Annotated in this window: 19 protein-coding genes and 2 pseudogenes; 12 read left to right on the forward strand and 9 right to left on the reverse strand. The window is 71.3% G+C overall.

Features of this window, described 5'->3' with window-relative positions; all coding sequences use genetic code 11:
- Nucleotides 1-69 precede the first annotated feature (69 nt).
- The 4 genes from ACFWPQ_RS46235 to ACFWPQ_RS46250 all read left to right on the forward strand — a co-directional run bounded on the left by ACFWPQ_RS46235 (nt 70) and on the right by ACFWPQ_RS46250 (nt 4,590).
- Entirely contained in the window at nt 70-2,628 is a 2,559-nt protein-coding gene (locus tag ACFWPQ_RS46235; protein ID WP_384049563.1) for an ATP-binding protein, read from the forward strand.
- A complete protein-coding gene (locus ACFWPQ_RS46240) occupies nt 2,625-3,311 on the forward strand; it encodes a response regulator (RefSeq protein ID WP_360488783.1) in 687 nt (228 codons plus the stop codon). The genes ACFWPQ_RS46235 and ACFWPQ_RS46240 overlap by 4 nt, the downstream gene beginning before the upstream one ends.
- A 94-nt stretch (nt 3,312-3,405) precedes the next feature.
- Nucleotides 3,406-3,804: an OB-fold nucleic acid binding domain-containing protein gene (locus tag ACFWPQ_RS46245; protein WP_384049566.1), complete on the forward strand. Its 399-nt coding sequence runs from the start codon at nt 3,406-3,408 to the stop codon at nt 3,802-3,804.
- A gap of 3 nt (nt 3,805-3,807) precedes the next feature.
- Complete coding sequence (locus ACFWPQ_RS46250) at nt 3,808-4,590, forward strand: DUF3159 domain-containing protein (protein WP_384049569.1); 783 nt, start codon at nt 3,808-3,810, stop codon at nt 4,588-4,590.
- A gap of 74 nt (nt 4,591-4,664) precedes the next feature.
- On the opposite strand, the gene ACFWPQ_RS46255 is transcribed toward ACFWPQ_RS46250, so the two are convergent.
- Complete coding sequence (locus ACFWPQ_RS46255) at nt 4,665-5,336, reverse strand: TrkA family potassium uptake protein (RefSeq protein ID WP_351713759.1); 672 nt, start codon at nt 5,334-5,336, stop codon at nt 4,665-4,667.
- Complete coding sequence (locus ACFWPQ_RS46260) at nt 5,336-6,007, reverse strand: TrkA family potassium uptake protein (protein WP_089104280.1); 672 nt, start codon at nt 6,005-6,007, stop codon at nt 5,336-5,338. The genes ACFWPQ_RS46255 and ACFWPQ_RS46260 overlap by 1 nt, the downstream gene beginning before the upstream one ends.
- 363 nt (nt 6,008-6,370) lie before the next feature.
- Here ACFWPQ_RS46260 and ACFWPQ_RS46265 point away from each other — a divergent pair, with 363 nt between their 5' ends.
- On the forward strand, nt 6,371-8,416 hold the full coding sequence (locus tag ACFWPQ_RS46265) for an APC family permease (RefSeq protein WP_361304586.1): 2,046 nt from the start codon (nt 6,371-6,373) through the stop codon (nt 8,414-8,416).
- Nucleotides 8,417-8,647: 231 nt separating this feature from the next.
- A complete protein-coding gene (locus ACFWPQ_RS46270; RefSeq protein WP_384049573.1) occupies nt 8,648-9,976 on the forward strand; it encodes a class I SAM-dependent RNA methyltransferase in 1,329 nt (442 codons plus the stop codon).
- On the opposite strand, the gene ACFWPQ_RS46275 is transcribed toward ACFWPQ_RS46270, so the two are convergent.
- Nucleotides 9,928-10,494: a hypothetical protein gene (locus ACFWPQ_RS46275; protein ID WP_384049576.1), complete on the reverse strand. Its 567-nt coding sequence runs from the start codon at nt 10,492-10,494 to the stop codon at nt 9,928-9,930. The genes ACFWPQ_RS46270 and ACFWPQ_RS46275 overlap by 49 nt on opposite strands.
- A 174-nt stretch (nt 10,495-10,668) precedes the next feature.
- On the opposite strand from ACFWPQ_RS46275, the gene ACFWPQ_RS46280 reads away from it, so the two are divergent.
- Nucleotides 10,669-11,982: a DUF418 domain-containing protein gene (locus ACFWPQ_RS46280; protein ID WP_384049578.1), complete on the forward strand. Its 1,314-nt coding sequence runs from the start codon at nt 10,669-10,671 to the stop codon at nt 11,980-11,982.
- Nucleotides 11,983-11,999: 17 nt separating this feature from the next.
- On the opposite strand, the gene ACFWPQ_RS46285 is transcribed toward ACFWPQ_RS46280, so the two are convergent.
- Nucleotides 12,000-12,407, reverse strand: coding sequence for an ArsR/SmtB family transcription factor (locus ACFWPQ_RS46285; RefSeq protein ID WP_384049581.1), 408 nt, complete (start codon nt 12,405-12,407; stop codon nt 12,000-12,002).
- A 141-nt stretch (nt 12,408-12,548) separates the two neighbouring features.
- Between ACFWPQ_RS46285 and ACFWPQ_RS46290 the strand changes: the two are divergent.
- Together ACFWPQ_RS46290 and ACFWPQ_RS46295 are read left to right on the forward strand one after the other, a co-directional pair.
- Nucleotides 12,549-14,506: pseudogene (locus ACFWPQ_RS46290) on the forward strand (heavy metal translocating P-type ATPase).
- Nucleotides 14,503-14,907, forward strand: a complete 405-nt coding sequence (locus ACFWPQ_RS46295) for a (2Fe-2S) ferredoxin domain-containing protein (protein ID WP_384049584.1) — start codon at nt 14,503-14,505, stop codon at nt 14,905-14,907. The pseudogene ACFWPQ_RS46290 and the gene ACFWPQ_RS46295 overlap by 4 nt, the downstream one beginning before the upstream one ends.
- Nucleotides 14,908-15,055: 148 nt before the next feature.
- On the opposite strand, the pseudogene chrA reads toward ACFWPQ_RS46295, so the two are convergent.
- The 4 genes and pseudogenes from chrA to ACFWPQ_RS46315 form a co-directional block, all read right to left on the reverse strand.
- Nucleotides 15,056-16,294 (reverse strand): annotated as a pseudogene (gene chrA, locus ACFWPQ_RS46300) (chromate efflux transporter).
- A 56-nt stretch (nt 16,295-16,350) separates the two neighbouring features.
- On the reverse strand, nt 16,351-16,782 hold the full coding sequence (locus tag ACFWPQ_RS46305; protein ID WP_384049587.1) for a chromate resistance protein ChrB domain-containing protein: 432 nt from the start codon (nt 16,780-16,782) through the stop codon (nt 16,351-16,353).
- Nucleotides 16,779-17,309, reverse strand: coding sequence for a Chromate resistance protein ChrB (locus tag ACFWPQ_RS46310; RefSeq protein ID WP_384049589.1), 531 nt, complete (start codon nt 17,307-17,309; stop codon nt 16,779-16,781). Before ACFWPQ_RS46310 ends, ACFWPQ_RS46305 begins: the two co-directional genes overlap by 4 nt.
- A gap of 102 nt (nt 17,310-17,411) precedes the next feature.
- On the reverse strand, nt 17,412-17,732 hold the full coding sequence (locus tag ACFWPQ_RS46315) for an ATP-binding protein (protein WP_384049592.1): 321 nt from the start codon (nt 17,730-17,732) through the stop codon (nt 17,412-17,414).
- 107 nt (nt 17,733-17,839) lie between these two features.
- Between ACFWPQ_RS46315 and ACFWPQ_RS46320 the strand changes: the two genes are divergently transcribed.
- Both ACFWPQ_RS46320 and ACFWPQ_RS46325 read left to right on the forward strand, forming a co-directional pair.
- Nucleotides 17,840-18,517 (forward strand): ATP-binding cassette domain-containing protein, encoded by a 678-nt coding sequence (locus tag ACFWPQ_RS46320; RefSeq protein ID WP_384049595.1) that lies wholly within the window; start codon nt 17,840-17,842, stop codon nt 18,515-18,517.
- Nucleotides 18,514-19,329 (forward strand): ABC transporter permease, encoded by an 816-nt coding sequence (locus tag ACFWPQ_RS46325; protein ID WP_384049598.1) that lies wholly within the window; start codon nt 18,514-18,516, stop codon nt 19,327-19,329. Before ACFWPQ_RS46320 ends, ACFWPQ_RS46325 begins: the two co-directional genes overlap by 4 nt.
- A gap of 6 nt (nt 19,330-19,335) precedes the next feature.
- On the opposite strand, the gene ACFWPQ_RS46330 is transcribed toward ACFWPQ_RS46325, so the two are convergent.
- Entirely contained in the window at nt 19,336-19,548 is a 213-nt protein-coding gene (locus ACFWPQ_RS46330) for a hypothetical protein (protein ID WP_384049601.1), read from the reverse strand.
- On the opposite strand from ACFWPQ_RS46330, the gene ACFWPQ_RS46335 reads away from it, so the two are divergent.
- A complete protein-coding gene (locus ACFWPQ_RS46335; protein WP_384049603.1) occupies nt 19,547-22,003 on the forward strand; it encodes a family 16 glycoside hydrolase in 2,457 nt (818 codons plus the stop codon). The two genes, ACFWPQ_RS46330 and ACFWPQ_RS46335, sit on opposite strands and share 2 nt — an antisense overlap.
- Nucleotides 22,004-22,606: the final 603 nt, after the last annotated feature.

Consider the following 22,606-nt stretch of genomic DNA (forward strand, 5'->3'; position numbering starts at 1 on the left):
GTTCGCCCGGATTGTTGGCCGTAAGGTCGACGCTGCGTAGGCGGCAGTTGCAGGAAGACAATGGGAACCATGGCACGCGGCAGGCTTCGGATCTATCTCGGTGCGGCACCGGGCGTCGGCAAGACCTACGCCATGCTCTCCGAGGCGCACCGGCGGGTGGAGCGGGGCACCGACTGCGTGGTCGCCTTCGTCGAGCACCACGACCGGCCGCGCACCGAGGTGATGCTGCACGGCCTGGAGCAGATCGGGCGCAAGGAGCTCGAGTACCGGGGCGCCCTGTTCACGGAGATGGACGTGGACGCCGTACTGCGCCGGGCCCCCGCCGTCGCCCTGGTGGACGAACTCGCCCACACCAACATCCCCGGCTCCCGCAACGCCAAGCGCTGGCAGGACGTCGAGGAACTGCTGGCCGCCGGCATCGACGTGATCTCGACCGTCAACATCCAGCACCTGGAATCGCTCGGCGACGTCGTCGAGTCCATCACGGGGGTGCGCCAGCGCGAGACGGTGCCCGACGAGGTGGTACGGCGCGCGGACCAGATCGAGCTGGTCGACATGTCGCCCCAGGCGCTGCGCCGGCGCATGGCGCACGGCAACATCTACCAGTCGGACAAGGTCGACGCGGCCCTGTCGAACTACTTCCGGCCGGGCAACCTCACCGCCCTGCGCGAGCTGGCGCTGCTGTGGGTGGCCGACCGGGTCGACGAGTACCTGAAGCAGTACCGCAGTGAGCACCAGGTGTCGGCGATCTGGGGCTCACGGGAGCGGATCGTGGTCGGGCTCACCGGCGGTCCCGAGGGGCGGACCCTGATCCGGCGGGCGGCCCGGCTGGCGGAGAAGGGCGCCGGCGGCGAGGTGCTCGCGGTCTACATCTCCCGCAGCGACGGCCTGACCTCGGCCTCCCCGAAGGAGCTCGCCGTCCAGCGCACCCTCGTCGAGGACCTCGGCGGCACCTTCCACCAGGTCGTCGGCGAGGACATCCCCGCGGCCCTGCTCGACTTCGCCCGCGGTGTGAACGCCACCCAGATCGTGCTCGGCTCCTCGCGCCGCAAGGCCTGGCAGTACGTCCTCGGACCCGGCGTCGGCGCCACCGTCGCCCGCGAGTCCGGACCCGACCTGGACGTCCACATCGTCACCCACGGCGAGGCCGGCAAGGGCCGCGGACTGCCGGTGGCCCGGGGCGCCCGGCTCGGGCGGGGCCGGATCATCGCGGGCTGGCTGGTCGGACTGGCCGGCCCGGCCGTCATGGCGGTGCTGCTGAACACCGTCGATCTCGGCCTCGCCAACGACATGCTGCTCTTCCTGACCCTCACGGTCGCGGCCGCGCTGCTCGGCGGGCTCTTCCCGGCGCTGGCCTCGGCGGCCTTCGGATCGCTGCTGCTGAACTACTTCTACACCCCGCCCCTGCACCGGCTGACCATCGCCGACCCGAAGAACATCGTGGCCATCGTGATCTTCTTCGGGGTCGCGCTGTCCGTCGCCTCGGTGGTGGACCTCGCGGCCCGCCGCACCCACCAGGCGGCCCGGCTGCGCGCCGAGTCGGAGATCCTCTCCTTCCTGGCCGGCAACGTGCTGCGCGGCGAGACCAGCCTGGAGGAGCTGCTCGAACGGGTCCGCGAGACCTTCGGCATGGAGTCCGCCGCCCTCCTGGAGCGGGCGGGCGACGTCGAGCCGTGGAGCTGCGCGGGCCGCGCCGGGTTCGGGCCCGCTCTGGAGCGGCCCGAGGACGCCGACGTCGACATGCCGATAGGCGACCACATGGCCCTCGCGCTGACCGGCCGGGTGCTGCCCGCCGAGGACCGCCGGGTGCTGGCCGCCTTCGCCGCGCAGGCGGTCGTCGTCCTGGACCGCAGACGCCTCCAGGAGGAGGCCGAGCAGGCCCGCGCGCTCGCCGAGGGCAACCGGATCCGCACCGCCCTGCTGGCCGCCGTCAGCCACGATCTGCGCACACCGCTGGCCGGGATCAAGGCGGCGGTCACGTCGCTGCGCTCGGACGACGTCGAGTGGTCCGAGGAGGACCGGGCGGAGCTCCTCGAAGGCATCGAGGAGGGTGCCGACCGCCTCGACCACCTCGTCGGCAACCTCCTCGACATGTCCCGGCTGCAGACCGGCACCGTCACCCCGATCGTCCACGAGACCGACCTCGACGAGGTGGTCCCGATGGCGCTGGTCGGGGTACCGGACGGCAGCGTGGACCTGGACGTCCCCGAGACCTTGCCGATGGTCGAGGCCGACGCCGGGCTCCTGGAGCGGTCGGTGGCCAACCTGGTCGAGAACGCCGTCAAGTACAGCCCGCCCGACCGGCCCGTGCTGGTCTCCGCCAGCGCCATCGCGGACCGGGTGGAGGTACGGATCGTGGACCGCGGGCCCGGCGTGCCCGACGAGGCCAAGGAGCGCATATTCGAGCCCTTCCAGCGCTACGGTGACGCTCCGCGCGGCGCCGGGGTCGGACTCGGGCTCGCGGTCGCCCGGGGCTTCGCGGAGGCGATGGGCGGCACCCTGAACGCCGAGGACACGCCCGGCGGCGGGCTCACCATGGTCCTCAGCCTCCGCGCGGCAGGATCGGTCACCGAAGCGGCGCGAGCCGTGGCGGAACCCTTGGCAGAACCGGAAAGGACGCCCTCATGACCCGTGTGCTCGTGGTCGACGACGAGCCGCAGATCGTGCGCGCCCTCGTGATCAACCTCAAGGCGCGCAAGTACGAGGTCGACGCGGCCCCCGACGGCCGTACCGCCCTCGAGCTGGCCGCCTCCCGCCACCCCGACGTGGTCGTCCTCGACCTCGGCCTGCCCGACATGGACGGCGTCGAGGTGATCAGGGGGCTGCGCGGCTGGACCCGGGTGCCGATCCTGGTCCTCTCCGCCCGCCACTCCTCCGACGAGAAGGTCGAGGCGCTCGACGCCGGCGCCGACGACTACGTCACCAAGCCCTTCGGCATGGACGAGCTGCTGGCCCGGCTGCGGGCCGCCGTACGCCGCGCCGAGCCCGTCGCCGGGGGCGGCGAGGACGACGTCCTGGTGGAGACCGAGGGGTTCACCGTCGACCTGGCCGCCAAGAAGGTCAACCGGGCCGGCCGGGACGTCCGGCTCACCCCGACCGAATGGCACCTCCTGGAGGTGCTGGTGCGCAACACCGGGCGGCTGGTCAGCCAGAAGCAGTTGCTGCAGGAGGTGTGGGGGCCGTCGTACGGGACGGAGACCAACTACCTGCGCGTGTACATGGCACAGCTGCGCCGGAAGCTGGAGGCGGACCCGTCGCACCCGAAGCACTTCATCACGGAGCCGGGAATGGGGTACCGGTTCGAGAAGTGATCCGGTTCGGGCAGCGAGCCGGTCCGAGGAGTGAGGCGGGTCGCTAAGTGAGCTGGACTACGGCGGTGTCGGTGTGCCCCGGTACGCTTCAGACATGAGTGCTGTTCCTCGTTCCGAAAAGCCGGTCGGCCGGTTCCGGCGCATGCTCGACCGGCTCTCCTCGTCGCAGGAGGACCTGGAGTCGGAGGAGCTGCGCGAGGACGCCGACACCACGGGCTGCATCCGGATCGGTGACTGCCACGACCGGCAGATCGTCACCGTTACTGGTACCTTGCGCACGGTCACCCTGCGGCCGCGCGCCGGAGTCCCGGCCCTGGAGGCCGAGCTGTTCGACGGCTCCGCCGCGCTGGACGTGGTATGGCTCGGCAGGCGTTCCATCGTGGGCATAGAACCGGGGCGCAGGCTGATCGCATCGGGCCGGATCTCGCTGAGCCGGGGCCGCCGGGTGCTGTTCAATCCCAAGTACGAACTGAGACCCCTCGGTAGGGAGTAGCCGGTGACGTCGCTCGACAAGCCGACCGAAGACACGCAGACGGCGGACGCCCGGGCGGAAGACGCGCGGGCGGTGACCGAGGCCGCGCTCTTCGAGGCGTTCGGCGGTGTCCGGGGCATGGTCGAGACGGTCCTGCCCGGCCTGCTCTTCGTCACGATCTTCACCATCAACAAGGACCTGCACTGGTCGGCGATCGCCGCCCTCGCGGTCTCGGTGGTGCTGGTCGTGGTCCGCCTCGCCATGCGGGACACCGTCAAGCACGCCTTCAGCGGTGTCTTCGGCGTCGTCTTCGGCGTCGTCTTCGCGATGATGACCGGCAACGCCAAGGACTTCTACCTCCCCGGCATGCTCTACACGCTGGGCCTGGCGCTGGCGTACATCATCACGACCCTGTGCGGGGTCCCGCTGATCGGCCTGATCCTCGGCCCGGTCTTCAAGGAGAACCTCTCCTGGCGCACCCGCAACCCCGGCCGCAAGAAGGCGTACGCCAAGGCCAGCTGGGCCTGGGGCCTGATCCTGCTCGCCAAGTGCGCGATCCTCTTCCCGCTGTACTGGTGGGCGAACACGGCCCAACTCGGCTGGGTGCTCGTCGCCTTGAAGATCCCGCCGTTCCTGCTCGCCGTCTGGCTCACCTGGGTCTTCCTGGCCAAGGCGCCGGCGCCGATCGACGTGTTCGCGGAGATGGAGGCGGCGGAGAAGGCCGAGGAGAAGGCCGAGGAGGAGCGCAAGGCGGCGCAGGCCGCGGAGAGCGGTGAGGCGGCCTCGGGCGGACGCCACCGCAAGTAGGCAGATACGGCATATACGAGAGAAGGGGGCGCCCTCCCCGCGGAGGGCGCCCCCTTCTTCGTGCCCTGCCTGCGTCAGCTGTCCTCCCGCCGTACCGACAGCAGGTCCTCCAGCTGCTCCTCGCGGGCCTGGGCCGCCACGAAGAGGAGCTCGTCACCCGCTTCCAGGGAGTCCTCCTTGGACGGGGTGAGGACCCGGGTGCCGCGGATGATCGTGACCAGGGAGGTGTCCTCGGGCCACTCCACGTCGCCGACCTGGGTGCCGGCCAGGGCCGACTCCTCGGGCAGCGTCAGCTCCACCAGGTTCGCGTCGCCGTGGCTGAAGCGCAGCAGCCGGACCAGGTCGCCGACCGACACCGCCTCCTCCACCAGGGCCGACATCAGGCGCGGCGTCGAGACGGCGACGTCCACGCCCCAGGACTCGTTGAAGAGCCACTCGTTCTTGGGGTTGTTGACCCGGGCGACGACGCGCGGAACGCCGTACTCCGTCTTCGCGAGCAGCGAGACGACCAGGTTCACCTTGTCGTCGCCGGTCGCGGCGATCACGACGTTGCAGCGCTGCAGCGCCGCCTCGTCGAGGGAGGTGATCTCACAGGCGTCGGCCAGCAGCCACTCCGCCTGCGGCACCCGCTCGACCGAGATGGCGGTCGGGGCCTTGTCGATCAGCAGGACCTCGTGGCCGTTCTCCAGCAGCTCGCCCGCGATCGAGCGGCCGACGGCACCGGCCCCGGCAATGGCGACCCTCATCAGTGACCGCCCTCCTCTTCCGGACCCCCGGCGAAGGCGGCCTCGACCTTGTCGACGTCGTCCGTCCGCATCATCACGTGCACCAGGTCGCCCTCCTGCAGGACCGTCTGCGAGGTGGGCAGCATCGCCTCGCCGAGCCGGGTCAGGAACGCGACCCGGACCCCGGTCTCCTCCTGGAGCTTGCTGATCTTGTGGCCGACCCACTTCGGGGAGGCGTGCACCTCGGCGAGCTGGACCCCGCCGGTGGGGTCGCGCCACAGCGGCTCGGCGCCCGAGGGCAGCAGCCGGCGCAGCATCTGGTCGGCGGTCCAGCGGACGGTGGCGACGGTCGGGATGCCGAGGCGCTGGTAGACCTCGGCGCGCCGGGGGTCGTAGATCCGGGCCGCGACGTTCTCCACCCCGAACATCTCGCGGGCGACGCGCGCGGAGATGATGTTCGAGTTGTCGCCGCTGGAGACGGCGGCGAAGGCGCCGGCCTCCTCGATGCCCGCCTCGCGCAGGGTGTCCTGGTCGAAGCCGACTCCGGTGACCCGGCGGCCCCCGAATCCGGGGCCCAGCCTGCGGAAGGCGGTGGGGTCCTGGTCGATCACGGCGACCGTGTGCCCCTGTTGCTCCAGGGTCTGGGCGAGAGCGGAACCCACTCTGCCGCAGCCCATGATGACGATGTGCACGACCGTCCTTCCGGTGTCCAAAAGTTACTGCTCAGCCCCATCAGGGTCTCAGACCGAGCCCCAAGCTACACACGCACCGTCCCGGCCGGGCACCCCTCTGCCGTGCTCATCGCCGAGTGATGCTGCGCACGCTCCAGGCGGTGAGGATTCCGAGGCCGACGAGGGCGACCGTGGCACCGATCAGCTCTGCGGTCGCGGGCATAGGACCTCCGAAGTGCGAAGACAGGCGGGGTCTGCCATCTAGGCACGGATCGGGCGAAGGCCGCGGAATCCGCAGTTCCAGCAGTCACCTTTTTCACTCGGGAGGCAGATCATGTACTGCGGCTGGAGGACTGCCAGGTCGAAGGCCTACGATCCTCTCTCGTGTCCAAACTGACCGACGTGCCCAAACGGATCCTGATCGGGCGCGCTCTGCGCAGTGACCGGCTGGGCGAAACACTCCTGCCGAAGCGCATCGCACTCCCCGTCTTCGCCTCCGACCCGCTGTCCTCCGTCGCCTACGCGCCGGGGGAGGTCCTGCTGGTCCTGTCCATCGCGGGCGTGTCGGCGTACCACTTCAGCCCCTGGATCGCCGTCGCGGTCGTCGTGCTGATGTTCACGGTGGTCGCCTCCTACCGGCAGAACGTCCACGCCTACCCGAGCGGCGGCGGCGACTACGAGGTCGCCACCACCAACCTCGGCCCCAAGGCCGGCCTCACCGTCGCCAGCGCCCTGCTCGTCGACTACGTCCTGACCGTCGCCGTCTCCATCGCCTCCGGCATCGAGAACCTCGGCTCCGCGATCCCCTTCGTCGTCGAGCACAAGGTGCTCTGCGCGGTCACCGTGATCGTGCTGCTGACGCTGATGAACCTGCGCGGCGTGAAGGAGTCCGGCAAGCTCTTCGCGATCCCGACGTACGTGTTCGTCGGCGGCGTCTTCATCATGATCGCGTGGGGTGCGTTTCGGGGGCTGGTCCTCGGGGACACGATGCGCGCCCCGACCGCGGACTACCACATCAAGGCCGAGCACCAGGGCCTGGCGGGCTTCGCCCTGGTCTTCCTCCTCCTGCGCGCCTTCTCCTCCGGCTGTGCGGCGCTCACCGGTGTCGAGGCGATCTCCAACGGCGTCCCGGCCTTCCGCAAGCCCAAGTCGAAGAACGCGGCGACCACGCTGGCCGCGATGGGCCTGCTGGCCGTCACCATGTTCTGCGGCATCATCGCGCTCGCCGCGGTCACCAAGGTCCGCATGGCCGAGAACCCGGCCACCGACCTGATCCACAACGGCGTCGCGCTGGGCTCCGGCTATGTCCAGAACCCGGTGATCTCCCAGGTCGCCGAGGCCGTCTTCGGCAAGGGCAGCTTCCTGTTCGTCGTGCTCGCCGCGGCCACCGCCCTGGTCCTCTTCCTGGCGGCGAACACGGCCTACAACGGCTTCCCGCTCCTCGGCTCGATCCTCGCCCAGGACCGCTACCTGCCGCGCCAGCTGCACACCCGCGGCGACCGCCTCGCCTTCTCCAACGGCATCGTGCTGCTCGCCGGCGCCGCCGCCCTCCTGACGGTCATCTACGGCGCCGACTCGACCCGCCTGATCCAGCTCTACATCGTCGGCGTGTTCGTGTCCTTCACGCTCAGCCAGACCGGCATGGTCCGGCACTGGAACCGCCACCTGGCCACCGAGCAGGACCCGGCCAAGCGCAGCCACATGATCCGCTCCCGCGCGATCAACGCGTTCGGCGCCTTCTTCACCGGCCTGGTGCTGGTCGTCGTCCTGGTCACGAAGTTCACCCACGGCGCCTGGGTGGCGCTGCTCGGCATGTGCATCTTCTACGCCACGATGACCGCGATCCGTAAGCACTACGACCGGGTCTCCGAGGAGATCTCGGCCCCCGAGGAACCGGACGACGACCTGGTCCGCCCCTCCCGCGTCCACTCCGTCGTCCTGATCTCCAAGATCCACCGCCCCACCCTGCGCGCCCTGGCCTACGCCAAGCTGATGCGCTCGGACACCCTGGAGGCGCTCACCGTCAACGTCGACCCGGCCGAGACGAAGGCGCTGCGCGAGGAGTGGGAGCGGCGCGGGATAGACGTACCGCTGAAGGTCCTCGACTCGCCCTATCGCGAGATCACCCGGCCGATCATCGAGTACGTGAAGGGCCTGCGCGCCCAGTCCCCGCGGGACGCGGTCTCCGTGATCATCCCGGAGTACGTCGTCGGCCACTGGTACGAGCACATCCTGCACAACCAGAGCGCGCTGCGGCTCAAGGGCCGGCTGCTGTTCACGCCCGGCGTGATGGTGACCTCCGTGCCCTACCAGCTGGAGTCCTCCGAGGTGGCCAGGAACCGGGCCCGCAAGCGGCAGGAGTGGAACGCACCGGGCGCGGTGCGGCGCGGTCCGGCGGAGCACCGGCCCAAGGAGCACAGCGGGGGCTGACGGGGCGGGGGAGCGGGGGCGCACGGACGGAGGCGTTCGTCCCAACGGACGGAGGCGCTCGTCCCAACGGAGGGAGGCAGCCGTCTCCAACGGAGGGGCCTCCCTCGTCCCCCCGTCCCCCCCGTCCCCCTGTGCGGACACGGCGGGCACCGGCGACCACGTAGACTGGTGGGCTGTCGTCGGCCCTCGCCCGGGCCGTTTCCCTCCCCCTTGATCTGGAGTCACCCCGCCATGCAGGCAGAACCGAAGAAATCGCTGGTGGGGACGGAGTACGAGGTAGAGGTCGGCCCGGTCGCGCACGGCGGGCACTGCATCGCCAGGACCGCCGAGGGCCAGGTGCTGTTCGTCCGGCACGCGCTGCCCGGTGAGCGGGTCGTGGCCCGGGTGACCGAGGGCGAGGAGGGGGCCCGCTTCCTGCGCGCGGACGCGGTGGACGTCCTGGACGCGTCCAAGGACCGCGTGCCGGCCCCCTGCCCCTACGCCGGCCCCGGCCGCTGCGGCGGCTGCGACTGGCAGCACGCGAAGCCGGGAGCCCAGCGCCGGCTGAAGGGCGAGGTGATCGCCGAGCAGCTCCAGCGGCTCGCGGGCCTCACTCCCGAGGAGGCCGGCTGGGACGGCACGGTGGTGCCGGCGGAGGGCGACAAGCTCCCGGCGGGCGAGGTGCCGCAGTGGCGCACGCGCGTGCAGTACGCCGTCGACGCCGACGGCAACGCGGGACTGCGCCGGCACCGCTCGCACGAGGTGGAGCCGATCGAGCACTGCATGATCGCGGCGCCGGGCGTCAGCGAGCTGGGCATCGAGGAGCGCGACTGGTCGGGCATGGCCGCGGTGGAGGCGATCGCCGCGACCGGCTCCCAGGACCGCATGGTCATCCTGGAGCCGCGCCCCGGCGCGCGCCTCCCCCTGGTCGAACTCGACAGGCCCGTCTCGGTCATGCGGGTCGACGAGCACGACGGCGGCATCCACCGCGTCCACGGCCGCGCCTTCGTCCGCGAACGCGCCGACGGCCGCACCCACCGGGTCGGCAGCGGCGGCTTCTGGCAGGTCCACCCGAAGGCGGCGGACACCCTGGTCACCGCTGTCATGCAGGGCCTCCTCCCGCGCAAGGGCGAGATGGCGCTCGACCTGTACTGCGGCGTCGGCCTCTTCGCCGGCGCCCTCGCCGACCGCCTCGGCGAGAAGGGCGCGGTCCTCGGCATCGAGTCCGGCAAGCGCGCGGTGGAGGACGCCCGCCACAACCTCGCCGACTTCCCCCGGGTCCGCGTCGAGCAGGGCAAGGTCGAGTCGGTCCTCCCGCGCACGGGCATCACGGAGGTCGACCTCATCGTCCTCGACCCGCCCCGCGCGGGCGCCGGCCGCAACACGGTCGCCCACCTGGCGTCGCTGGGCGCCCGCCGCATCGCCTACGTGGCCTGCGACCCGGCGGCCCTGGCCAGGGACCTGGCGTACTTCCGGGACGGGGGGTACCGGGTGCGGTCACTGCGGGCGTTCGATCTGTTTCCGATGACGCATCATGTGGAGTGCGTGGCGATCCTTGAACCGGCCGCAAAGGCCGCCTGACCTGCGGGTTTGGGTAGGTTCTGATGGGGCGTCAGGTGGCTTGAGGTGCAGGTGATGAGCGCTGTCTCGTTCGACAGGGCATCGGCGCGAGCGGAAAAGTGCCGGACGGGACGGCGATCGCATCGCCCGAGAAGAAGCTGGGAGTCGACGGGCAGCGACTGGCCCGCAGCGGTCAGTCCGTGCCCGTGCCCAAGGACACCGGGTTCATGACTGCCGACATGACGGGGAAGACCGGTGACTTCTTCGCACTCCTGGGCGTGCAGGTCGGCGAAGCGGATTTCGCCCTCGGCTGTGCTGCCAACGCCGGCCAGCCCGTGTACGGAACCGTCGCGACTTGATACGGAAAGAGCCAAGGTGTGATCAAGTGCCGCCGGGACGCCGGAGCTTACCTGGGAGGCAGAGAGGCGCACGGCCTGCTGTGCGGGGAGGAACCTCGGACCGCCATCCGCCGCGTTGAGAATGTGCGAGAAGCCCATGCGGACCAGGGCTTCGTCGTCGACCACCAGGACCCGGATCACCTGCGCTCCGCTCGTCGCATGCCCACCGGCGGATCCGTACCACCGGGAAGCCCTCCCTCGCCCGGCCGTCCGCGATTTCCCGCCGGTTGGCCGGGGTGACATCAGTCGGTCGGCGGGGTGGCTTCGGAAACGTACCCGGGTGGATCGGGTGGTCCGTCGGTCAAAACTGTAGACATGACGCTGAACGCCCCGTCGGCAGTGCCGGCAGACGTGCCGGACGAGTGCACGAGGGCACCCTCCTCCGCTTCCGCCTCTACGCCCTCATCCGTCCTGTCCGACGCGGCCCCCTCCGTCTCGGCGGGTACACCGTCCACGGGGCGGCTCGTCGGCATCGATCTCGCCCGCGGTCTCGCGGTCTTCGGCATGTACGCCGCGCACGTCGGCCCCGACCCGGCGGTGGGCGGCCCGGTGGGATTCCTGCTGGAGACGGCACGGGGGCGGTGCTCCGCCCTCTTCGCGCTGCTGGCCGGCTTCTCGCTGGTCATCATCACTGGTCGCCCGCATCCGCGGACCGGGCGCGCCGGCCGCCAGGCCGTGGCGCGGATCGTGATCCGCGCCGTCGTCCTGGCGGTGCTCGGTTACGCCCTGACCGCCCTGGACACCGACGTGGCCGTCATCCTCAGTTTCTACGGACTGCTCTTCCTGGCCGTCCTGCCGCTGTACCGGCTGCGGGCAGGGACGCTCGCGCTGATCGCAGCCGCGGGTGCGCTGGTCATGCCCCAGCTGCTCTACGTGATCAGAGGCTCGATCGAGCAAGGGAGCTGGGCGGACGCCGTCATCGCCCGGGATCCGCTCGCCCACCTGACCGGCACGGACGGCTTCGTGGAACTGCTGTTCACGGGTGAGTACCCGGTACTCACCTGGATGCCGTTCGTGGTCGCGGGTATGGCGGTGGCCCGGCTGGACCTCACGCGGCCCGGCGTACGGTCGCGGCTCGCGCTCGTCGGCGGGGGCCTCGTCGTGCTCGGCTACGGCGGTTCCTGGCTGGCCCTGCGACTGGTCCCGCACGCTCTGTCCACCGTCGCGGCCGCCACGGACGGCGGGTCGGCGTCCTCCGCCTGGTGGTCCGACACCGTCGGTGATCCCGTGGCCCACACCCCGCCCGCCTGGCTGCTGGTGGCGGCGCCGCACAGCCAGACGACCTTCTCCGTCCTCGGGAACACGGGCGTCGCCCTCGCGGCGGTGGCCGGGTGCCTGACCGTCGCCGAGCGGATGCCGCGCCTCACGGCCGTGGCCAGGCCGGTCGCGGCGGTCGGCACGATGGCGCTGACGGCGTACGTCCTGCACATCGTCGCCCTCTGGCTCCTCACCGACGTCTGGCGCGTGCCGGCGATCGAGGACGAGTCCCTGAACGGGGGGCTGCCGGTGCTTCTCGGCTTCATCGGGACGGCGACGGTCCTGGCCGTGGTCTGGACCCGGCTGTTCCGGCGCGGGCCCCTGGAGTACCTGCTGCACAACGCCACCCGACCTGCCCGCAGGCTCAGGTAGGCGAGTACCTGTCGGGCTCAGCGTGCCCCGGCCGTCACGGTGGCCGGGGTCTCCGCCGGCGCCTCGGCCGAGGTGTCGCGAAGGCCGAGGCGCAGGTGCTCGACGTGGTAGAGGGCCTGCTCCAGGAGTTCGGCGACGTGGTTGTCGTAGAGGGTGTAGATGACCGAGCGGCCCCGGCGCTCGGTGGTGACCAGGCCGAGGTTGCGCAGCAGCCGGAGCTGGTGGGAGCACGCGGACTGTTCCATGCCGACGGCGTCGGCCAGTTCGGTCGCCGCGCACGGACCCTCCTGGAGGCGCGCCAGGATCCGCAGCCGGGAGGGCGTGGCCAGCGCCTGGAGGGTGGCGGCCACATCGGCGGCGCCCACGGTTTCCAGACGCTCACGCGCGGTGGCTTTGGTTTTGGCGGCGTCAGCTCGGTGGCCCATGCCCTTCATCTTACGGAGGGCAATCCATGAACGTATGAATGGGTCTTCAAGTGGTCCTGTACGGTGGGGGGTGTGGTGCCCACTCCGGCTGCCCGCTGTCTCGTCATTCCCGTCGTGCCTTTGTGAAGGACCTCCGCTCCGATGACCTCCACCCTTGCCCCGGCGCCGGCCGTCCGCACCGTCGACGCACGGAGTGACCACGCGCCTCGGCGGCGCACCCGTCTCTTCGCGCTGCCCGAGGCGCGGTGGGCGGTCGCGGCCGCGGTCCTGTTCCTGCTCGCGCTCCCGTTGCAGCTGGCCGGTGCACCGGCGTGGGCGTGGGGTCCGCTGTATGCGCTCACCTATGTGGCCGGCGGCTGGGAGCCGGGCTGGGCGGGTGTGCGGGCGCTGCGGGACAAGACCCTCGACGTCGACCTGCTGATGGTCGTCGCCGCGCTCGGGGCGGCGGCGATCGGGCAGGTGATGGACGGAGCACTGCTGATCGTCATCTTCGCCACGTCAGGGGCGCTGGAGGCGCTGGCCACCGCGCGTACGGCCGACTCGGTGCGGGGGCTGCTCGACCTGGCGCCGGCCACCGCCACCCGGGTCGACGCCGACGGCGACGAGGATGTCGTGGCAGTCGAGGAGCTGTCCGTCGGCGACACCGTGCTCGTGCGGCCCGGCGAGCGCATCGGTGCCGACGGGCGGGTGCTCGACGGGGCGAGCGAGGTCGACCAGGACCGCTGCCCGTGGCCAAGGAGAAGGGCGACGAGGTCTTCGCGGGGACCCTCAACGGCACCGGAGCCCTGCGTGTCCGCGTCGAGCGCGACGCCTCCGACACGGTGATCGCCCGGATCGTGCGGATGGTGGAGGAGGCGTCGGAGACCAAGGCGCCCACGCAGTTGTTCATCGAGAAGATCGAACAGCGGTACTCGCTGGGCATGGTGGCGGCGACCCTCGCAGTGTTCCTCCTGCCGCTCGCCTTCGGCGCCGGCCTCACCGGCTCACTCCCGATGACCTTCATGATCGTTGCGTCGCCCTGCGCGGTTGTCCTGGCGACCATGCCGCCGCTCCTGTCGGCGATCGCGAACGCCGGACGGCACGGTGTGCTGGTCAAGTCCGCGGTGGTGATGGAACGACTGGGCGAGGTCGACGCGGTGGCGCTCGACAAGACCGGGACGCTGACCGAGGGCACCCCGCGCGTCACCGAGGTACGGCCGCTGACCGGATCCGGTCTGGACGAGGCGGAGCTGCTGGGATTGGCGGCCGGAGCCGAGCACCCGAGCGAACACCCGCTGGCCCGGGCGGTGGTGGCCGCGGCACGCGAGCGCGGACTCGCTCTTGCGCTGGCGGAGGACTTCGACTCCACACCGGGTGTCGGAGTGACCGCGGCCGTAGACGGGCGCGTGGTCGTGGTCGGGGCTCCGGCGCGGCTCCTCGGCGACGCGAGGGACGCCGAGTCCGCACGTGCCGCTGCCCTCGCCGGTGGGCTGGAGGAGGACGGGCGGACCGCGGTGCTGGTCATGGTGGACGGCGTGCCGGTGGGGCTGCTGGGCATCGCCGACCGGCTGCGCGTCGACGCCGCCGCGACCGTCTCCTCCCTGACGGCTCTCACTGGGACCGCGCCCCTGCTGGTCACCGGCGACAACCCGCGCGCCGCCGTCCGCCTCGCGGCCGAGGTCGGCATCACGGACGTCCGTGCCGGGCTGCTGCCCCGGCACAAGGTGGACGCGGTGAGGGAACTGGAGGAGACGGGCCGCAGGGTGATGGTGGTCGGTGACGGCGTCAACGACGCCCCTGCCCTGGCCGCCGCGCACACCGGGGTCGCCATGGGCCGGGCGGGCTCGGACCTGGCGCTGGAGACCGCCGACGCCGTGATCGTCCGCGACGAACTGGCCACCGTCCCCGCCGTGATCTCCCTGTCCAGGCGCGCCCGGGCCCTCGTGGTGCAGAACCTGGTGATCGCCGGAGTGTTCATCGCCGGCCTCGTGGTCTGGGACCTGGTCGGCAGCTTGCCGCTGCCGCTCGGCGTCGCGGGCCACGAGGGCTCCACGGTCGTCGTCGGTCTCAACGGCCTGCGGCTGCTGCGCGAAGCGGCCTGGCGGCGGGCCGCCGAGTGAGCCGCCGCAAGGCTCCCGCCCGGGCGGCGGCGCCCCAGCCCCAGTGCACGGTGACGGTGTGCCGGGGCTGCTGCTGCGGCACGGACAAGGTTCCCGGCGTCGACCACGCGGCCCAACTCGCCATGTTGAAAGCCGAGCTCGGAGCGGTTGCCCAGGTGCGGGCGGTGAACTGCCTCGACGCCTGCGAGCAGGCCAACGTCGTCGTCGTACAGCCCTCCCCGGCCGGCCGGGCCGCGGGAGGGCGGCCGGTCTGGCTCGGCCTGGTCAACGACCCCGACGCGACCGCCGACATCACCGCGTGGGTACGGGCGGGCGGGCCGGGGCTCGCCGAACCGCCCGACATCCTCGATCTGTACGCGTTCGCTCCGTCCCGGCGCGTCCGGCGGGCCGTGGAGGACTGAGACACCGTCCGGCCTGAACTCGTACGGCGCTCGCGAGGTGCGGGGCACCGTCGTTGAGGCCGCTGTCTCGTGCGCGACGGTCACCGGCTCCCGAGACGGCCACGACCGCGCCGCCAGCCGACAGGACGCCACGGCGCCCGGCGATCAGTCAGTGGAGCAGCAGGCCGAGCACCCCGGCCACGCCGACGACGTACGGCTCGGGAATCTTGAAGCGCCACAGCAGGGCGAGGGTGACCAGGGCTATGGCGGCGGTGGGGAGGTCGATGACGGCCTGGCGGGTCAGGACGACCACCGCGCCGCACAGGGCGCCGCCCGCCGCGGCCGTGGCGCCGGTGACGAACGCCTTGAGCTGGGGGTTGTCGCGGTGACGGATGAATCAGCGGCCGGGGACGACGACGCCCAGGTAGATGGGGATGAAGATGGCGGTGGTGGCGACGAGGGCGCCGGTGGCCCCGCCGACGAGGTGGCCGATGAAGGCGCCGGTGATGACGACCGGGCCGGGGGTGATCAGCCCCATCGCCACGGCGTCCAGGAACTGTGCCTGGGTCAGCCAGTGGTGCTGGGCGACCACGCCGTCGCGCAGCAGCGGGACGATGGCCAGGCCGGAGCCGAAGACCAGGGCGCCGGTCTTGAGGAAGAACAGGCCGAGGGAGGCGAGTGCCCCGCCGGTGGCGAGGGCGCCGAGGGTGGTGGAGGCGAGCGGTCCGGCGGTGAAGCCGTATGCGGAGGTGCTCTTGCCGGGAGACGGGGTGCGGCGGCGGGGCAGGCGCAGGCGGGGGCGTGCGTCGAGGCTGATCATCAGCAGGCCGGCGCCGACGATGAGGTAGATCGGTTCCCTGCCGGTGAGCGCGGTGACGGTGAACACCACGGCGCTGATGGCCCAGGCCCGCCAGTCCTTGCCGTCGGTGAGGCGGACCAGTTTGTACGCGGCGATGGCGGTGATCGCCATGACGGCCGGAGCGATGCCGTAGAAGAGCGCCTGTACGGCGCTGAGGCCCGCGTAGTGGGCGTAGACGGCGGCGACCGCGGTGACCATGAGGAAGGACGGCGCGATGAACGCGAGCGCGGTCGCTGCCGCGCCGAGCGCGCCGCGCCTGAGGTAGCCGACCGACATGGCGACCTGGGCCGCCAGCGGGCCGGGCATGGTCTGTCCGAGGGCGACGCCGTTCAGGAACTCCTGCTTGGCGATCCAGCCGCGCTTTTCCACCAGGTCGCGCTGCATGTAGCCGACCACGGCGATGGGGCCGCCGAAGCCGAGGGTGCCCAGGCGCAGGAAGTAGCGGAGCACGGCGCCGAAGCCCGGGTCGACCGGTGCCGGTGCCGGTGCCGGTGCCGTGGCCGGTGAGGGGACCGGGCTGCCGGGTGTCGCCGTGCCCTCGGAGGTCATACCGGCACTGTAACCACGGTTGCATTTTCTCGGCAACGGGGTCGTGGATCACCTGGTCAGGCCGGATCGCGCCCCAGCAACATGGCCCGGCGGTGGTACTCGTACAGGCCGTCGAAGAGGGGGCCGCTCAGCTCCAGGATCCGTTCGTCGTCGCAGGTCATGGACAGGCCGCGCAGGACGACATCCACGCCGGGGGCCTCGGGCGCGTCGTAGCGTTCGTCGTCCAGGTCGGCCTCGTGCACGATCTCCGCGAGCTTCCACAGCACCGGGTCGGTCAGGTCGTAGCGGCGCAGGATCGTCTCGAACGAGCAGTCGCTGCCGTGGTGGCCGAGGTCGACGCCGCGCATGTCGAACGGGGTGGCGTCGTCCGGGACCTCGGCCGGGTCGGTGACGAAGACGAACTCTGCTTCCCTGTCCAGGTGTTGGCGGATGAGCCAGGCGCAGGCGGCGCGGTCGATGTGGATCCCGGCTCGGGTCGCCCACTTCATGCGTTCTTCTCCGGTCGGTTCGGGGTGTTCGGTGCTGTGACGCGGGACTTGGGGACGGGTTCGCCGGCGAGGTCGCGTACGGCGGCGTGTGCGCGGTCGCGTTCGAGCGGCGGGAAGAAGTCGCGGCGGCCGATGCGCCGTAGTTCGGCGCGGAGTCTGCGTACGGCCGGTGCCGTGTCGGCTGCGCTGGTGGCCTCGGCCGCCTGGTCGATGACGGCTTGGTATTCGGCGGCGCGGGCGGCGGCCATGGTGGTGGCCAGTTCGCGTTCCTGGGCGCGGGTCGCGGGCCGGGCGATCCAGATGGAGGCGGTCCCGCCGGCCTCGATCGCCTCGTCGGCGATCCACTCCAGCTGTTCGCGGGTGCGGGCGTCGGCGGGCAGGGCGACCAGGCCGTCGGAGAGCTGGGCGACGCCGAGGCGCTTCAGCTTGCGCCAGACCGCGATGCGGGGCGTGGACGGTTCGCGGGGCATGCGGTAGGAGAGCAGGACCCACTCGCCCGGGCCGTCGGCCGGCCGATCAGCGGCCATGGCGGGCACCGATCCGCGCTTCGGGCGTTGTCCGGTCCATCGACGCTCCTCACCATTGGTCCACCCTGGACGCAACCATGGTTGCATAGCCCTTTTGATGCATCAAAAGGACTCCGGCGGCTGCGGAAGGGCGGGGAGGGCAATCCGGACCACGGCGCCTCTCTCGGGGTGGTCGTAGGCGCCGTACTCGCCGTCGGCGGCGCGTGCGATGGCGGCGGTGACGGCCAGGCCGAGGCCGGTGCCGCTGGTGGCGCGGGAGCGGTCGGCCTGGGTGAAGCGGTCTAACGCGTGCGGGAGGAAGCCGGGCGGGAACCCGGGGCCGTGGTCGCGGACCTCGATACGGACCTGGTCCCTGCCGGGGGTGCCGCTGCCCCCACCACCCACCGCAACTGCTACCCCGTCCCGCACGGCGACGGCGGGCACCCGACCCTCCTCGTCCACCAGCCTGCGCCGTGACCCGGGGCTCACCCGAACCGGCATATCGGTGTAACCATGGTTGCATCGATGTGTGAAAGGTGGAGGAGGGACCCGTGGAGACAAGCGCGTTCGCCCTGGAGCAGGTCACGGTCAGGCGCGGCGACGCCACCCTCCTGCAGGACATCACCTGCGGGATCCCGGCCTCGGCCTGCACCGCCCTCGTCGGACCGAGCGGCGCAGGCAAGACCACCCTCCTGCGCCTCCTCAACCGGCTCGAAGAACCCACGACGGGGACCGTCGGCTTCCAGGGCCGTCCGCTGCCCGACTGGAACGTGCTCACCCTGCGCCGCCGGGTCGTCCTCGTCGGCCAGCAGCCGATCCTGCTCACCGACAAGGTCCTGGACGACCTGCGTGTCGGCCGCCCCGGCCTCGGCCGGCACGAAGCGGCGGCCCTACTGGACCGCGCCCACCTGCCCGCCGCATACCTCGACCGCTCCACCACGAACCTCTCCGGCGGCGAAGCCCAACGCGTCTGCCTTGCCCGGGCCCTCGCCGTCACCCCTCAGGCGCTGTTGCTGGACGAACCCGCCTCCGCCCTCGACGCGGTCGGCACCGCGGCCGTCGAAGACGTCGTACGCGAACTGGTCGCCGACGGCCTGACCGTGGTCCTGGTCAGCCACAACACCGCACAGGCCCGCCGCGTCTCCGACCACGTCCTCGTCCTCGACGACGGCCGCCTCGTCGACCAGAGCGAAGCGAACCACGTCGACTACCTCAAGGAGCCCGCGTGAACCCCGCCGTCCCCACCTGGGAGGGCGTCGCCGCCTCCGCCGCCCTGATCGCCCTCACGATCGCCGTGGCCTGGCGCGGACGCCTCGGCCTGGCCCGCGACATCGCCGCGGCCGCCGTCCGCGCCGCACTCCAGCTCGCCGCCGTCGGCGCCCTGCTGCTCCTGGTCTTCCGCCACACCGGCCTGGCCGGAGCCGTCGGCTGGCTCGCCCTCATGGTCCTGATCGCCGGCCAGGTCGCCGCCCGCCGCACCCCGGCCCTGCCCAAGGCTCTCCCCACCGCGACCCTCGCGATCACGATTGGTACCGCGGCGACCATGGGCACCCTGCTCGCCCTCGGCGTGATCGCCACCCAGGCCCGGGTCGTCATCCCCGTCGGCGGCATGGTCGTCTCCGGCGCCATGCAGGCCACCGCCCTCGCCCTGACCCGCCTCCACGACGAGGTCCGCACCGCCCGCCCCGCCATCGAGGCCCGCCTCAGCCTCGGCCTCGCCGCGCCCGACGCCTTCGCCCCGCACCAGCGCACCATTGTCCGTACGGCCCTGATCCCCGCCCTCGACTCCACCAAGACCGTCGGCGTCATCAGCCTGCCCGGTGCCATGACCGGCCTCATCCTCGCCGGAGTCGACCCCTTCACGGCGATCCGCTACCAGATCGTCGTGATGTACATGCTTCTCGCCGCCGCGGCGCTGGCCGCACTGATCGCCGTACGACTCAGCGAACGCGCATTGTTCGACGACGCCCACCGCCTGCGCCCGCTCGAAGGGGCTGAACGCGCCGGGGCGGCCATCTCCTTCCGGGTCGACAGGAACTGACCCTTGTCAGGATGCCCGGTCGGCCTGATGACAGTAGATTTGCCGAGGCGCCAGTTGTGGTTGGAACGCCGGAACATGCGAGGGAAAGAGGAAGAGCGGAACGGGCTCTTGTATTTCTTCTGCCTCGTTGACGGTCCGCGTATCGAGGATTAAACCGTTCAGCGCCAGATGCGTCGTATTCGATCTGGCGCACAGCCTTCCGGCGAAGGGATCGCCCATGGTCACCACCCTCATTCCTCAGACCACCGACTTCACCTTGGACGTCCTCGGCCGATATGTCTGCAACGGCCTGGACGAGGCCCTGGCCAGCACGGATACCGCCGCACACGCCGACGCGCGCCCCTTCGACCTGATCGTCCTGGGCGGCGGGAGTTTCGGAGCGGTCCTCGCCAGTCACCTGTTCCGCAACGACACTTCCCGCGCCCATCGAATTCTTGTTCTGGAGGCCGGGTCATTCGTTCTTCCGGAACACGTGCAGAATCTCCCACCACAGCTGAACCCCGGCGAAGTGTGGGGAGTTCCATGGAATTCCGACAGTCCGCAGCCCTGGAATCAGCGATTCCCCGGGCTCGCGTTCTGTCCGGGCGGCCGGTCACTGTTCTGGGGCGGATGGTCACCGTATTTCATCGACTCCGAGCTGGCCGAGTGGCCCAAGGCCGTGACCGACGACCTCACCGCGGGCGGCTACCTGGACGCGGCGGCCGAGCAGATCGGCACCGACAAGACCAACGACTTCGTCTACGGCGACCTCAACGACGCCCTCAAGGAGCGTCTGTACGACGGACTGCGTGCCCGCCCGAACGGCCCGACGGCCCTGGTCGGCAACCGGGGTACGCCGATGACCGCCGCGCGGCCGAAGGACCGACTGCTGCGTGAACTCGACGCCCCGCTCGCCGTGCAGTCCGCCTCGCCCCGCCCCGGTTTCTTCCCGTTCAACAAGTTCAACGCCATGCAACTGCTCATCCGGGCTGCTCGCTCGGCCCAGTCCGAGGCGGAACAGAGCGCCGTCGGCGGGCCCGCCGAGCGGGATGTGAAGAAGCGGCTCATGCTCGTGGACCGCACCAGGGTCATCCGCCTGGAGCGGCAGGGCGGGCGTATCACCAGGGTGGTCACCAACCAGGGCGTCGTCGACGTTCCCGCGGGCGGCCACGTCTTCCTCGGCCTGGGCACGGTGGAGAACACCCGGCTCGCCCTGGCCACGCTGCCGAACACGCACGGCCTGATCGGCCGCAACCTGATGGCGCACCTGCGCTCCAACGTCACGATCCGCCTGCCACGCGCCTCCCTCGACAGCGCGCTCGCCGGCATCGACGAACTCGCCGTATCCGCCTTGTTCGTCAAGGGCGTCCACACCCACACCGACGGCAGCCCGGGACACTTCCACCTCCAGATCACGGCCTCCGGCGTCGGCGCGCTGGGCACCGACTCGGAGGCGGAGCTGTTCAAGAAGATCCCCGACATCGACACGCTCGACAGCTTCCGCGACCTGACGGACGAGTGGGTCGTCGTCACCCTGCGCGGCATCGGCGAGATGACCGGCGACAAGACGTCGCCGGACCCCGAGAACCGCATCGCCCTGGACGTGTTCGGCCCGCAGGGCCCGTACGACTACGGTCAGCCCCGGGCGCTCGTCCGTCTGGAGGCGCAGGACCCGGCCGACCCGATCGGGCGCAACATGGCCCTCTGGGAGGCACTGGACCGCGCCACCGACGAGGTGGCACTGATCCTGGCGAACGGCGGGCCGATCCAGTACCTCGGCGGTAGCGGCTGGCAGAACAAGCCGCCGTCGGCCGACGCCCGCCGTGACCCGCTCTCCTCCACCCACCACGAGAGCGGCACCCTGTGGATGGGGGAGGACCCGGCGTCCTCGGTGACGGACGTCTGGGGCCGCCTGCACGAGAGCGACAACCTCCACGCGGTCGGCCCGTGCGTCCTGCCGACCATCGGCTCGCCGAACCCCATGCTCTCCGGGGTCGCCCTCACCCGCCGCACAGCCGACCACATCATGCCCAGGCCGCAGCCCGATGCGCCCGAAGCCGGGTTCCACCACCTCTTCGACGGCACCGATCGCACCTTCAGCGGATGGCGCGCTGTCGGCGGCGGCAGCTTCGCCCTGGTCGACGGCGCCATCGTCGCCCAGCCCGGCGGCACCGAACTGGGCCTGCTCTACTACGCACTCCGGCCCTTCAGCGACTTCGTGCTCCGGCTGCAGTTCCGCATCGCAGCGGTCCAGGACAACTCCGGCGTCTTCGTACGCTCCCGGGATCCACGGATGCCCGTGCCCGACCGGGCCGACCCCGCCCACCTGATCCCGTACAAGAACCAGCACTGGGTCGCGGCCGACACCGGCTTCGAGATCCAGATCGACGAAACCGCCGCACCGGACGGCCAGGACATGCACCGCACCGGGGCCGTCCACGGCATTGCCGTACCGGTCGGCCAGGCCTACCAGCGGCCCGCGCCACTGGTGCCCGGGCAGTGGACGAGCTACGAGATCGAGGTCCGCGGCGACACGTACACCGTGCGCCTGAACGGCATCCAGACCGCCCTCTTCACCAACACCGACACCTGGCGCGGCAAGCCGGCCACCACCGACCCGGCCTCGGGCTTCATCGGACTGCAGGCCCACACGGGAATGGTGTCCTTCCGGGACATCCGCATCCAAGAACTCTGACGCGTCGCCGCACACGCTGCCGCAGCCCCCGGGACGGCCGGTGTTCGGGTACTCGACGCAGTGGTGCCGTGTCGGTCCAGGCGCTCACCGAATCTACGAGATCCAGTTCGGCCGCCGGCTGGCCTTCGCCTGGGCGGACGACGTGGACCTGCCGCGAGTCACCAAGCAGAACGAGCAGCCTCGTCCCCCCGGGGGTCTGCTCCGGACCGGAGGCATTCAGACCGAGGGCCTCTCCTCCGTCTGGCCCAAGCCCGTCGTCGTCTCCGCGAGATCTGCTCCACGGATGGACGGCGTGGTCCTGCTGACCCATTGGGAGAGGGTGATCTGCTTGGCCGCGGTCGCTTGGGACTTCCTGCGGCGACGGACCGGCACGTGGCCGGATCCGGGCGGGCCGGCAGGGGACCTCCGCGTGCTCCGGCAACCGCCGGAGGCGAGGGCCTCGCGCAGCAGGGACAGGTGTGGGGCCACCGTGGCGAGGGAGTCGTGTTCTTCCCGGGACATGTCGTGGGTTTTGAGGTGAACCCGCGCCGCGCCCACCTCGTCGGGCGTGGGGGTCCGGAGTGCGTGTCCGTCCAGTCCTCCGGGGGCTGAGCGGTCTTCCTC

The organism is Streptomyces sp. NPDC058464 (assembly GCF_042721035.1).
GTDB lineage: Bacteria > Actinomycetota > Actinomycetes > Streptomycetales > Streptomycetaceae > Streptomyces.